The following is a 12,498-nucleotide window of genomic DNA, read 5'->3' as shown; positions in this document are numbered from 1 at the left end:
GAGTATGACGATGACGCTAAACTGGTCCGGGATTGATACCGTGCTGCTGGATATGGATGGCACGCTACTCGATCTCGCCTTTGACCGCCATTTCTGGCTGGAGCACGTTCCGGAAACTCTGAGCCGCGAGCGTGATATCACGCTGGCCGAAGCACACCAGCTGATTCAGCAAAAGTATCAAGCCGTGGTGCATACGCTAAACTGGTATTGTCTTGATTACTGGTCGCAAGAACTGGCCTTGGATATCCGCGCCATGACATGGGAAAAGCGTCACCGTGCGGCCATGCGCGAGGATACGCTGCCGCTACTCCAGGCACTGCGTGCTGCGGGTAAACGCACCATCTTGCTGACCAATGCGCATCCGTACAACCTCGAGGTAAAGCTGGAGCAAACCGGTTTGGCTCCCCACCTTGATTTATTACTTTCTACCCATACCTTTGGGTATCCGAAAGAGGATCCACGTCTCTGGCAGGCCGTTCAGCAGCAAACTGCATTCGATAGCGAACGCACGCTGTTCATTGATGATAGCGAAGCGATCCTTGATGCAGCGGCACGCTGGGGCATTCGCTGGTGTTTAGGCGTCAGCAATCCGGATTCCGGTCGGCCCGATCAATCTTTCCAGCGTCATGCTGCAGTGCGAGACTATCGCCAGTTGTGTGAAACGCTGCGTTAAAGCAGGAGCCGCAATGAAAGAAAAAACCAGCGAAGGTGTCCGTCTCGATAAATGGCTGTGGGCTGCGCGTTTTTATAAAACGCGCGCGCTGGCTCGCGAAATGATCGATGGCGGTAAAGTGCATTACAACGGCCAGCGCAGCAAACCGAGTAAAATTGTGGAATTGCAGGCCGAGCTAACACTGCGCCAGGGCAACGATGAGCGAACGGTGGTAATCACCGCCATAGGCGATCAACGCCGCCCAGCCACTGAAGCGCAAGCGATGTATGCGGAGACAGCCGCCAGCATTGAGAAGCGTGAAAAAACGGCACTGGCGCGCAAAATGAATGCCCTGACCATGCCGCACCCCGATCGCCGCCCGGATAAAAAAGAGCGCCGCGATCTGATGAAATTTAAATTGTCGGGCGATGAATAACCGTCGCCCCAACGAGAGAAACACTATGTCTGTTCAAGATCAACTGCACCGTTACCTGTTCGAAAATGTCGCCGTTCGCGGCGAGCTGGTCAACGTATCCGAAACCTGGCGTGAGATTGTCAAAAACCACGACTACGCCGAACCGGTGAAAAACCTGCTGGGTGAATTGCTGGTCGCGACCAGCTTGTTGACCGCAACGCTGAAATTCGATGGCGACATCACCGTTCAGTTACAGGGCGATGGTCCACTGACATTGGCGGTGATCAACGGCAACAACAAACAGGAATTACGTGGCGTTGCACGCGTGAAGGAAGATGCCGACATTGCGCCGGGCAGCAGCCTGAAAGCGATGGTGGGCAACGGCTATCTGGTCATCACCATTTCTCCGGAAAAAGGCGAGCGTTATCAGGGCGTCGTCGGTCTGGAAGCCGATACGCTGGCTGGTTGCCTGGAAGATTACTTCATGCGTTCTGAGCAGTTGCCAACTCGCCTGTTTATTCGTACCAGCGATAAAGGCGCCGCCGGTATTCTGTTGCAGGTTCTGCCTGCACAAGAGCCGAGCCAGGATGATTTTAACCATCTGGCCACCCTGACCGAAACCGTGAAGAGCGAAGAGCTGATTGAGCTGCCCGCGACGGATGTGCTGTGGCGCTTGTATCACCAGGAAGAAGCCACGGTGTTTGATCCGACGCCGGTCAGCTTCAAATGCACCTGTTCACGTGAACGCTGTGGCGAAGTATTAAACACGCTGCCGGTTGAAGAAGTGGACGAAATTCTCGAAGAGGATGGCAAGATCGATATGCACTGCGATTATTGTGGCTCGCACTATGTTTATGATGCTGTAGACATTGCTGCCATTCGTAAAGCACCAACGCCTAACAGCGATCAATTGCACTAATCCCCCTACGGGCGGCATCGCCGCCCGCATTCCTGTCAGGAATGAACTCATCACTTTTTCGCGAAAATTAACTACCTTATACTGACTTTAGTTTCTTAAGTGGCGGATTTCTCTGCTTGTCACGTTCCAGCTCGCATTTTTAACTCTCCTCACTTTTACGCCCTGCTCAGACGTGTACACTGCGCGCGATCTGCCCTGTCCGGCTATGCACGACAGGACGCAGAACCCCTCATAAAAATGCTATGAAGCACCGATTTAAGGAGCAGCCACATGCGCGTTCACGGCCTGACATCGCAAGCCCTTGCCGCTTTGGGCATCAGCAACACCACAGAAGTGGTGTACAACCCTGACTTTGATACGCTGTTTCAGGAAGAAACCCGCCCGGAACTGGAAGGTTATGCGCGAGGCACCCTGACGCAAAGCGGCGCCATTGCCGTGGATACCGGCATCTTTACCGGGCGTTCGCCAAAAGATAAGTACATCGTGCGCGATGACACCACGCGTGACACCTTATGGTGGAATGACGTCGGAAACGGCAAAAATGACAACCAGCCGCTGTCGCAGGAAACCTGGCAGGCGCTGAAAGATCGCTGCACGGCGCAACTCTCTGGCAAACGTCTGTTTGTTATCGACGCCTTCTGCGGCGCGAATCCGGATACCCGCCTGAACGTGCGCTTTGTGATGGAAGTGGCCTGGCAGGCGCATTTCGTCAAAAACATGTTTATCCGCCCTGATGAAGCCGAGCTGGCCTCCTTTAAACCGGATTTTGTGGTGATGAACGCCGCGCAGTGTACCAACCAGGACTGGCAGGTTCAGGGGCTGCACTCTGAGAACTTTGTCGCCTTTAACCTCACCGAACGCATGCAGCTGATTGGCGGCACCTGGTACGGCGGCGAGATGAAAAAAGGTTTGTTCGCCATCATGAACTACCTGTTGCCGCTGAAAGGCATCGCGTCAATGCACTGCTCGGCGAACGTGGGTAAAGCGGGTGACGTTGCGGTATTCTTCGGCCTGTCTGGCACCGGTAAAACCACGCTGTCCACCGATCCCGACCGCCAGCTGATTGGCGATGACGAACACGGTTGGGACGATGACGGTGTCTTCAACTTCGAAGGTGGCTGCTACGCCAAAACCATCAATCTGTCGGAGAAAGCGGAGCCGGAGATCTATCGCGCTATCCGTCGTGATGCCTTGCTGGAGAATGTCGTGGTGCGGGCAGATGGCAGTGTTGATTATGCTGATGCCAGCAAAACTGAAAACACGCGCGTTTCCTACCCCATTGAGCATATTGAAAACATCGTGCAGCCGGTCTCCAAAGCGGGCCATGCGCAACGCGTTATTTTCCTTACCGCTGATGCCTTTGGTGTGCTGCCGCCGGTTTCACGCCTGACACCGGAACAAACCCAGTATCACTTCCTGTCGGGTTTTACCGCCAAACTGGCCGGCACCGAGCGCGGTGTCACCCAGCCAACGCCGACTTTCTCAGCCTGTTTTGGCGCAGCCTTCCTGACGTTGCATCCAACGCAATATTCCGATGTGCTGGTGAAGCGCATGGAAGCAGCGGGTGCAAAAGCGTATCTGGTGAATACCGGTTGGAATGGCAGCGGTAAACGTATTTCACTGAAAGATACCCGCGCCATCATTAATGCGATTCTGGCGGGTGAGCTGGACGACGTAGCGACGGAAACGCTACCGGTATTTAACCTGCAGATGCCAGCGACCCTGGCGCAAGTCGATGACGCGATTCTGGATCCACGTCGCAGCTGGCCGGATGAAGCCGCGTGGCAGGAGGCAGCGCAGGGGCTGGCGCAGCGTTTTGTCACCAACTTTGAGAAGTATACCGATAACGATGCAGGCAAGGCGCTGGTTCAGGCTGGGCCGCAGTTGTGATGTGAATGAGCCGCCAAATGGCGGCTCATTGATACGAAGTCCAACGCGTCACATCGATCTGAGCGAGGCGTTAACTGTGATGCGTACTGATTAACGCTGTACTGTTATTTTCCGGAATCGGCAACCACGCGCGAATGCGCAATCCGCCATGCTCGCTCTCACCTATCTCCAGCGAGCCTTCATGCGCATCGATAATACGCTGCACAATCGCCAGCCCTAAGCCGGTGCCGCTGGTGCTGCGTGCGCTATCGCCACGTACAAAGGGCTGGAACAGATGCTGAAGCTGATCGGGCTTAATACCCGGGCCATCATCTTCCACCTGGAACCAGGCGCGATTCAGTTCCTGACCGCTGCTGACTTTGATCCAGCCGTTACCATAACGCGCGGCATTCACCACCAGATTCGCCACGGCACGCTTAATCGACAGCGGGTTGATATCCAGCATCAACTCTTCCGGCATCACCGCATTCTCAATCTCACGCTCATAGCCGCTTTCCGCCGCAACCACTTCACCTAGCACGCTGTTGAGATCGGCGCGTTCGGTCTGCATCTCCTGCCCAGTACGCAGATAGTCGATGAACTGCTCGATGATGGCGTTGCACTCTTCGATATCTTTATTGATCGACTCGGCCAGATAGCCATCCTGTTCACTCATCATCTCGGTGGCGAGACGAATGCGTGTTAAGGGGGTGCGCAAATCATGGCTCACCCCCGCCATCAGCAACGTACGGTCATCGGCGAGCTGTTTTACACCCGCCGCCATCTGGTTAAAGGCTCGGGTGACGGAACGCACTTCCGATGCGCCATACTCACGCAGAGGAGGAGGAATGATGCCTTTACCGACCTGAAGCGCTGCGTGCTCCAGGTCGACCAGGGGTCGGTTCTGAATGCGGATAAACAGCCAGGCCCCGCCGATCGCCAGCAACATAATCGCCAGGGTGTAGCGGAACAGTGGCGAGAAATCGCCCTGATGGATTTCAGTCAGCGGTACACGCACCCAGATGTCTGGCGACAACCAGGTTTTCAGCCAGACCACGGGGGAATTCTTGTTAACCTCGACACGGACATCGGTCGGGCCACCCAGCTGTTGCGCCATCTGCTCGCTAAGGAATTCGTAATGCTGTGCCCAGCGCAGGCCACTCTCTTCTGCCGCTGCGTTGGTGTACAACGAAATACCCAGTTCACGATAAATTTCACGCCGGAAGGCGGGCGGCACTTCCAGTTGCGTGCCATCTTCCAGCTGCAGTCGATCGGTCATCAACATACGCACTTCGTAGGCGAGGACTTTATTGAACTGCTGCAAACTTGGAAGAATGGCGAAATTCAACACCACCAGATAGGTCGTTACCAGGCTGACGAACAGCAAGGTAACGATCAATAACAGGGTGCGGGCAAACGAACTGCGAGGAGAGAAGCGCAATCGCCTCATGCTTTACTGCCGTCCGGAACGAAGACGTAGCCAAGACCCCAAACGGTCTGGATGTAGCGCGGATGCGCTGGATCTTCTTCTACCATGCGACGCAGACGGGAAATCTGCACGTCGATAGAACGTTCCATCGCACTGTATTCACGGCCACGCGCCAGGTTCATCAGCTTATCGCGTGATAACGGTTCACGCGGATGGCTCACCAGCGCTTTCAACACCGCAAACTCACCACTGGTCAACGGCATTGGCTCATCTTCACGGAACATTTCACGCGTGCCGAGGTTCAGTTTGAACTTACCAAAGGCGATAACCGCTTCTTCCTGTGAAGGCGCACCTGGCAATTCATTGGCCTGACGGCGCAGCACGGCACGAATACGGGCCAGCAATTCACGTGGGTTGAACGGCTTAGGAATGTAGTCATCAGCACCGATTTCCAGTCCGACAATACGATCCACTTCTTCGCCTTTTGCCGTCACCATAATGATCGGCATCGGGTTGCTCTGGCTGCGCAAACGGCGGCAAATGGACAAGCCATCTTCGCCTGGCAACATCAGATCCAGCACCATTAAATGGAATGATTCACGGGTCAGCAGACGATCCATCTGCTCGGCGTTGGCGACACTGCGCACCTGAAAGCCCTGCTCGGTGAGATAACGTTCGAGCAGTGCGCGCAAACGCATATCATCATCGACGACCAGAATTTTGTAGTTCTCTTGCATTGTTCAACTCCCAAAGGCGCCATTGCCTGAGTCAATATTGTGTAAAAAAGATGCCTGCATGTGACAGTTATTAATGGTTTATATTCTAGCCGAAATTGTTACAAAGCATATTAAACAGCAGCTTATATTTAATTTAAGCCCTGAAATGCGTGTTGTCTCCCGCTTTTTATCGGGGCTTTCCAGCCGCTTAGCGCTAATCCGAAAATTTCCGTGGTTTTCTTTTCGAAAATGGATCACCGGGCCGCAGACCGCTCGTTATCACAGCATTTGGGACCATTTGACTTAAGTCGGCAGGCCAGAATCGTTCGATGGGCGATCATTCGCAGCATAATATCTGGCTCTTTTCGTTTTCAGTGCTCATCTGCTCTCGGAACAATACGCATCTCGCGCCTGATAAGGCCAGCGTTAAATAAAGTCTGATTAATCAGTCACTCATCAGCACTTTCTTCCCGCACAACGATCTCAGAAACTGCAAGGGTTCCTGCTGATATTGCGCATCTTTGGAGAGAGAAAAATGAAAAAATCTGCGGTCTTGCTGAGTACACTGGTGCTGGTCAGCCTTTCTCAGGCTCATGCGGCCACCAGCGCGGGTGAAGCGGCGGGAGCCCAGGCCTCCACGACCGCCAAAGGCAATTCAGACGCGATGGGTGTGGGTGCCGTGGGTGCACTGTTAGGGGTGGCGCTGGCAACCATGGGCGGCGGTGACAAAGGCACCAGCAGCACATCGACCACCACCGCGACCACACCAGGCAAATAATCCGAACGTTTAAGGCGCGGCAAGGCTGCGGCGCTTCCCCCTTTTACTGCCAGCCCATTTCGCCACCGGAGAATAAGTTGCACCCAAGGCTTTTTTACCCAAGCCATTATTCTCCGCCTCTTTTTTACTCTGGGTTCTTCACATACTCGATGCAGTTAACAAACCACACTTTCTGTCCTTCCGGCGTATTCACCACGACTTCGTCATCCACCTCTTTCTTGATCAGCGCACGGGCCATCGGTGAATCAATGGAGATGTAATCCTTAACCGCATCGCCATAGATTTCATCCGGCCCCACAATGCGAAACCGCTTTGCATCACCCTGTTCATTTTCCACCTCAACCCAGGCACCAAAGAACACCTTTCCTTCCTGTTGCGGCGCATAATCGACAATTTTCAGATCGGCGAGGCACTTGCGCAGATAGCGCACACGGCGGTCAATCTGACGCAACAGGCGTTTGTTATAGGTGTAATCGGCGTTTTCCGAACGATCGCCAAGGCTGGCCGCCCAGGAGACAATTTTGGTGATTTCCGGACGCTTTTCGTTCCACAAATGGTCGTGCTCGGCACGTAATTTGTTATAGCCTTCGCGGGTAATCAGTTGGGTTTTCATAACATCTACTCGTGGCAATAATGGGTCTTTACGGCAAAGAGGCCAACAATAAGCGACTGCATTGCTATCAGCAAGGTGTGCGCAGCGATGTGCGTGCTGCATTCAGAAAAAGACGGATTCGCCTGTCCCCGGCTGGCAATTTGCCGCCCCAATCCGTATAACTGTCCCCTATTTTCCAACCCTGTGTAAGCATTGTTAATGATGATGAAAGATTCACTGAGCCAGATTATCGCAAGTGAGCTGAAAGCACGCGCCGACCAGGTTGACGCCGCTGTACGCTTGCTGGATGAAGGGAACACCGTGCCGTTTATCGCACGTTATCGTAAGGAAGTGACCGGTGGGCTGGATGATACCCAGTTGCGTCAACTGGAGAGCCGCCTTGGCTATCTGCGTGAGCTGGAAGATCGCCGCCAGTCAATTCTGAAATCCATCGATGAGCAGGGCAAACTCACCCCAGAACTCGCCACGGCCATCAATGGCACGCTGAACAAAACTGAACTGGAAGATCTGTATCTGCCGTATAAGCAGAAACGTCGCACGCGTGGGCAGATCGCCATCGAAGCAGGCCTGGAGCCACTGGCTGAAACGCTATGGAGCGATCCTTCTCAGGAACCCGAGTCATTGGCTGCAAACTATGTGGATGCAGATAAAGGCGTCGCCGATGTGCGCGCAGCGCTGGATGGCGCACGTTATATCCTGATGGAACGTTTTGCCGAAGACGCCACGCTGCTGGCAAAAGTGCGTGATTATCTGTGGAAAAACGCGCATCTGGTGGCTCGGGTGGTGGAAGGTAAAGAGGAAGAGGGCGCGAAATTCCGCGACTACTTCGATCACCACGAACCTCTCAGCACCGTTCCTTCTCACCGTGCGCTAGCGATGTTCCGTGGTCGCAATGAAGGCGTGCTGCAACTCTCTCTGAACGCCGATCCACAATTCGAAGAAGCGCCGCGCGAAAGCCACGGTGAAACGCTGATCGCCGACCATCTGCAACTGCGTCTGAACAATGCTCCGGCAGACAGCTGGCGTAAAGCGGTGGTGAGCTGGACCTGGCGCATCAAAGTGCTGCTGCATCTCGAAACCGAACTGATGGGCACCATTCGCGAACGCGCAGAAGATGAAGCGATTAACGTATTCGCCCGCAACCTGCACGATTTGCTGATGGCGGCTCCGGCAGGCATGCGCGCCACCATGGGCCTCGATCCGGGCCTGCGTACCGGCGTGAAAGTCGCCGTGGTGGATGCCACCGGCAAACTGGTGGCACATGACACCATCTATCCGCACACCGGACAGGTGGCGAAAGCCGCATCGGCTGTGGCAGCACTGTGCATCAAACACCAGGTGGAGTTGGTGGCGATTGGTAACGGTACCGCTTCACGTGAAACCGAGCGTTTCTTCCTCGACGTGCAGAAGCAGTTCCCGCAGATCAACGCGCAGAAAGTGATTGTCAGTGAGGCTGGCGCATCGGTCTATTCCGCATCGGAACTGGCCGCGCTGGAGTTTCCGGACCTGGATGTTTCCATTCGCGGCGCCGTCTCCATTGCGCGTCGCTTGCAGGATCCGCTGGCCGAGCTGGTGAAAATCGATCCGAAATCCATCGGCGTTGGCCAGTATCAGCATGATGTGAGCCAAAGCCAGCTAGCGAAGAAGCTGGACGCGGTGGTGGAAGACTGCGTAAACGCCGTCGGCGTGGATCTGAATACCGCTTCAGTCGCCTTGCTGACGCGCGTGGCAGGCTTAACCCGCATGATGGCGCAGAACATTGTCACCTGGCGCGATGAGAACGGCCGCTTCCAGAATCGCCAGCAGCTGCTGAAAGTCAGCCGTCTTGGGCCAAAAGCTTACGAGCAGTGTGCCGGCTTCCTGCGCATCAATCACGGCGATAACCCGCTGGATGCCTCCACCGTGCACCCGGAAGCTTACCCGCTGGTCGAACGTATTCTGGCCGCGACTGAACAGGCGCTGAGCGAACTGATGGGCAACCCGGGTGGGTTGCGTGATCTCAACGCACGCGACTTCACCGACGAGCGTTTTGGTCTGCCAACCGTCACCGACATCATGAAAGAGCTGGAGAAACCGGGACGCGATCCCCGTCCGGAATTCAAAACTGCGCAGTTTGCCGAAGGCGTGGAAACGCTGAACGATCTGCTGCCGGGCATGATTCTGGAAGGCGCGGTCACCAACGTCACCAACTTTGGTGCTTTCGTGGATATCGGCGTGCATCAGGATGGTCTGGTGCACATCTCTTCACTGTCAGACAAGTTCGTCGAAGATCCCCATCAGGTGGTGAAAGCGGGCGATATCGTTAAAGTGAAGGTGATGGAAGTGGATATGCAGCGTAAACGCATCGCCCTCACCATGCGTCTTGACGAGCAGCCCGGCGAGAGCAATGCGCGCGGCGGCAATAACCGCAGCAGCGGCAAAGAGAATGCACGTCCCGCCGCTAACAGCAAAGGACGCGGTAAACCTGCCAATGCACCTGCAGGCAACAGCGCGATGGGTGATGCGCTGGCAGCAGCATTTGGCAAAAAACGCTAACGCCCAGCCCTGAATAACGCGCGGAGGCGGCTTCGCTCCGCGCGTACACATTTGATAAATCCCCTCATCCGTCTACGCTGAAAAAATCCGTGTGAAAAAATGACCTTCCGCGTGGCCCGACGATCTGATGGACATAATCAACGCCCTACTTGATGAGATTTACGCAGGCCGCTTCCCCGTCGCCGCACGTGAGCGTCTGCTTTCCCACATTCGTGCAGCGCGAGATACCGCTAAACTGCCGCGCAAAGCCCACTGGGATGAGAAGGATGTGGTATTGATCAGCTACGCCGATCAGTTCCGTGAACCCGATAAGCCCACACTTGCCAGCTTCTCGCACTTCTATCAGCAGCATCTGCAATCCACTTTCAGCCTGGTCCATCTGCTGCCGTTTTTTCCCTACTCTTCCGACGATGGCTTCTCCGTGATTGATTATCACCAGGTGAATCCTCTTTGTGGCGAGTGGCAGCATATTGCGGCGCTGCACAGTGAAACCCGGCTGATGTTCGATTTTGTCTGCAACCATATGTCGGCGCACAGCCAATGGTTTCGCCACTTTTTGGCGCAGGATCCCGGCTGGGATGACTTTTTTATCAGCATGCCGCCGGCCACCGATCTCAGCGCCGTGACGCGTCCCCGCACCTCGCCGCTGCTCACACCCTTCGAGATGGCCGATGGTGAGACACGCTTTATCTGGACCACATTTAGCGCCGATCAAATCGACCTTAACTTTGCCAATCATGAAGTGCTGATTCGCATGGTCGACGTATTGCTGGATTACCTGAACAAAGGCGCCGATTACGTTCGTCTCGATGCGGTGGGATATATGTGGAAAACGCCGGGGACAAATTGTATTCACCTGCCCAAGACCCACCAGTTGGTGAAGCTGTTTCGCGCCATCGCTAACGAAGTCGCACCGGGCACGGTGATCGTCACGGAAACCAATGTGCCGCACAAGGACAACATCAGCTATTTTGGTAACGGGCGCGACGAAGCGCAGATGGTGTATCAGTTTTCACTGCCGCCGCTGGTGCTGCATGCCATTCATTCAGGATCCGCACGCGCGCTGCGCCAATGGGCCAGCACGCTGGGCACCAGTAACGGCACCACCACTTTCTTCAACTTCCTTGCCTCGCACGATGGCATTGGCCTCAATCCTGCGCGCGGTATTTTGTCTGAAGTGGAGATCGTAGCACTGGTGCGAGATTTGGCACTGGAAGGGGCGCTGGTGTCTTATAAAAACAATCCCGATGGCACCACCAGCCCTTACGAAATTAACGTCACCTATTTCGATGCTCTCAACCAACAGAATGATGACGATGACACGCGTCTGCGTCGCTTCCTGCTGGCACACGCCATTCTGCTCGCCTTTCCGGGCGTGCCGGCGATCTATATCCAAAGTATTCTGGGATCGCGCAACGACAATGAAGGCGTGCGCGCGGCAGGACACAACCGCGCCATCAATCGCCAGAAATACAGTTTGCGTGAAATGGAACAGTGGATCAGCGGCGATGACCCGTTGCGTCAGCAGGTGTATGAACGACTCAGCGCATTGATCCAGCTGCGCACCCGCCAGCGTGCGTTCCACCCGGATAATGCGATGACGCTACTGGAGAGTGAAAATACCGTGCTGATGTTGCGACGGCATGCGCCAGGCAGTGATGACGGGCTCTTGTGCGTATTTAATCTCAGCAGCCGGGAAGTCACCACGCATCTGCCACAGACACGACATTTTCAGGATGTGATCAGCGGCGAGAAGATCGACGGCAGCCAGCCGATGACACTGGCTGCGTGGCAATTTATGTGGCTGCGTGGATAAACTGCTGCACCTGCTGACAAAACGCATCAGGATGAGAGATAAAGGGAGCGTGGGCGGCCTTCTCCATCACAACCGATGGCGACGCGGGCCAGCGCGCATCCAGCTCCGCCGCAATACGACGCGGCACCAGTCCGTCGAGTGATCCATAGATACGCATAAACGGCAGCGCAAGATGATCCAGCGCCGTACGCAGATCATCCTGTCGCAAAATCTCTAACCCACCTTCCAGCACCGCGACCGAAGGCATTGGCTGCGATAGCACCACGTCTTTGAGCTGACGTGCATCCTGGCGAGCGTTTTCCGTACCCATGGTTTGCAAGGCCAGGAAACGTTCTACGGTGCGCTGGAAATCATTGCTCAACTGCTGCTGGAAGCTCTCCAGCGTCTCAGGCTTGATGCCCGGCCAATTCTCGTGCGCGGTAAAACAGGGTGACGATGCCACGCTAATCAGCGCGGTGACACGTTCAGGCTGCGTCAGTGCAAGCTGGCTGGCAACCAGTCCCCCCAGCGACCAGCCGAGCAACACGGCACGCTCAGGCAGTTGTGGAACCAGCTGTTGAGCCATGTCGGCTAAGGTCAGTGCACCAAATCCCTGGCTGCGGCCAAAGCCGGGCAGATCCACCAGGTGCAGACGAAAATGCGGGCTGAGTCGTGGAACAATGTTCTGCCACACTTCGGCATTCAATCCCCAGCCGTGCAGCAGCACAAGATCGCGATCGCCCGTGCCTGTGGTGTGCCAGTAAAGCGAACTCATCG

11 protein-coding genes are annotated in these 12,498 nt (G+C 55.3%); 7 read left to right on the top strand and 4 right to left on the bottom strand.

Annotated elements, in window-relative coordinates; translation table 11 throughout:
- Positions 1 to 4 precede the first annotated feature (4 nt).
- The 4 genes from yrfG to pckA all read left to right on the top strand — a co-directional run bounded on the left by yrfG (position 5) and on the right by pckA (position 3,876).
- Complete coding sequence (yrfG, locus tag ACCW76_RS14315) at positions 5 to 673, top strand: GMP/IMP nucleotidase (RefSeq protein WP_038644273.1); 669 nt, start codon at positions 5 to 7, stop codon at positions 671 to 673.
- A gap of 13 nt (positions 674 to 686) precedes the next feature.
- Positions 687 to 1,088: a ribosome-associated heat shock protein Hsp15 gene (hslR, locus tag ACCW76_RS14310; protein ID WP_038644272.1), complete on the top strand. Its 402-nt coding sequence runs from the start codon at positions 687 to 689 to the stop codon at positions 1,086 to 1,088.
- A 25-nt stretch (positions 1,089 to 1,113) separates the two neighbouring features.
- On the top strand, positions 1,114 to 1,986 hold the full coding sequence (gene hslO, locus ACCW76_RS14305) for an Hsp33 family molecular chaperone HslO (protein ID WP_436338890.1): 873 nt from the start codon (positions 1,114 to 1,116) through the stop codon (positions 1,984 to 1,986).
- 270 nt (positions 1,987 to 2,256) lie between these two features.
- Positions 2,257 to 3,876, top strand: a complete 1,620-nt coding sequence (gene pckA / locus ACCW76_RS14300; protein ID WP_436338888.1) for a phosphoenolpyruvate carboxykinase (ATP) — start codon at positions 2,257 to 2,259, stop codon at positions 3,874 to 3,876.
- 70 nt (positions 3,877 to 3,946) lie between these two features.
- Here the strand turns inward: pckA and envZ are convergent, their stop codons facing one another.
- Together envZ and ompR are read right to left on the bottom strand one after the other, a co-directional pair.
- On the bottom strand, positions 3,947 to 5,305 hold the full coding sequence (envZ, locus tag ACCW76_RS14295; protein ID WP_436338886.1) for a two-component system sensor histidine kinase EnvZ: 1,359 nt from the start codon (positions 5,303 to 5,305) through the stop codon (positions 3,947 to 3,949).
- Positions 5,302 to 6,021 (bottom strand): osmolarity response regulator transcription factor OmpR, encoded by a 720-nt coding sequence (ompR, locus tag ACCW76_RS14290; protein WP_001157751.1) that lies wholly within the window; start codon positions 6,019 to 6,021, stop codon positions 5,302 to 5,304. The genes envZ and ompR overlap by 4 nt, the downstream gene beginning before the upstream one ends.
- Positions 6,022 to 6,535: 514 nt before the next feature.
- On the opposite strand from ompR, the gene yjbE reads away from it, so the two are divergent.
- A complete protein-coding gene (gene yjbE / locus ACCW76_RS14285; protein ID WP_436338885.1) occupies positions 6,536 to 6,778 on the top strand; it encodes an exopolysaccharide production protein YjbE in 243 nt (80 codons plus the stop codon).
- 124 nt (positions 6,779 to 6,902) lie between these two features.
- On the opposite strand, the gene greB is transcribed toward yjbE, so the two are convergent.
- Positions 6,903 to 7,391 (bottom strand): transcription elongation factor GreB, encoded by a 489-nt coding sequence (greB, locus tag ACCW76_RS14280; protein WP_097119380.1) that lies wholly within the window; start codon positions 7,389 to 7,391, stop codon positions 6,903 to 6,905.
- A 204-nt stretch (positions 7,392 to 7,595) separates the two neighbouring features.
- Between greB and ACCW76_RS14275 the strand changes: the two genes are divergently transcribed.
- A complete protein-coding gene (locus ACCW76_RS14275; protein WP_436338946.1) occupies positions 7,596 to 9,926 on the top strand; it encodes a Tex family protein in 2,331 nt (776 codons plus the stop codon).
- A 127-nt stretch (positions 9,927 to 10,053) separates the two neighbouring features.
- Entirely contained in the window at positions 10,054 to 11,742 is a 1,689-nt protein-coding gene (locus ACCW76_RS14270; protein ID WP_436338883.1) for an alpha-amylase family glycosyl hydrolase, read from the top strand.
- Here the strand turns inward: ACCW76_RS14270 and bioH are convergent.
- Entirely contained in the window at positions 11,723 to 12,496 is a 774-nt protein-coding gene (gene bioH / locus ACCW76_RS14265) for a pimeloyl-ACP methyl ester esterase BioH (RefSeq protein WP_436338882.1), read from the bottom strand. The two genes, ACCW76_RS14270 and bioH, sit on opposite strands and share 20 nt — an antisense overlap.
- Between the last annotated feature and the right edge of the window lie 2 nt (positions 12,497 to 12,498).

The organism is Pantoea sp. C8B4, assembly GCF_051336905.1.
Classification (GTDB): domain Bacteria; phylum Pseudomonadota; class Gammaproteobacteria; order Enterobacterales; family Enterobacteriaceae; genus Pantoea; species Pantoea rwandensis_B.
Note: the sequence above shows the minus strand (reverse complement) of the source record. Positions and strands in the feature narration are given on the sequence as shown.

What these genes read in the sequence shown, in the direction of transcription:
- hslO (WP_436338890.1), top strand. Translation starts at nt 1,114, where the DNA reads ATGTCTGTTCAAGATCAACTGCACCGTTACCTGTTCGAAAATGTCGCC.
- ACCW76_RS14275 (WP_436338946.1), top strand. Translation starts at nt 7,596, where the DNA reads ATGAAAGATTCACTGAGCCAGATTATCGCAAGTGAGCTGAAAGCACGC.
- yjbE (WP_436338885.1), top strand. Translation starts at nt 6,536, where the DNA reads ATGAAAAAATCTGCGGTCTTGCTGAGTACACTGGTGCTGGTCAGCCTT.
- bioH (WP_436338882.1), bottom strand. Translation starts at nt 12,496, where the DNA reads ATGAGTTCGCTTTACTGGCACACCACAGGCACGGGCGATCGCGATCTT.
- pckA (WP_436338888.1), top strand. Translation starts at nt 2,257, where the DNA reads ATGCGCGTTCACGGCCTGACATCGCAAGCCCTTGCCGCTTTGGGCATC.
- envZ (WP_436338886.1), bottom strand. Translation starts at nt 5,305, where the DNA reads ATGAGGCGATTGCGCTTCTCTCCTCGCAGTTCGTTTGCCCGCACCCTG.
- hslR (WP_038644272.1), top strand. Translation starts at nt 687, where the DNA reads ATGAAAGAAAAAACCAGCGAAGGTGTCCGTCTCGATAAATGGCTGTGG.
- ompR (WP_001157751.1), bottom strand. Translation starts at nt 6,021, where the DNA reads ATGCAAGAGAACTACAAAATTCTGGTCGTCGATGATGATATGCGTTTG.
- ACCW76_RS14270 (WP_436338883.1), top strand. Translation starts at nt 10,054, where the DNA reads ATGGACATAATCAACGCCCTACTTGATGAGATTTACGCAGGCCGCTTC.
- greB (WP_097119380.1), bottom strand. Translation starts at nt 7,391, where the DNA reads ATGAAAACCCAACTGATTACCCGCGAAGGCTATAACAAATTACGTGCC.
- yrfG (WP_038644273.1), top strand. Translation starts at nt 5, where the DNA reads ATGACGATGACGCTAAACTGGTCCGGGATTGATACCGTGCTGCTGGAT.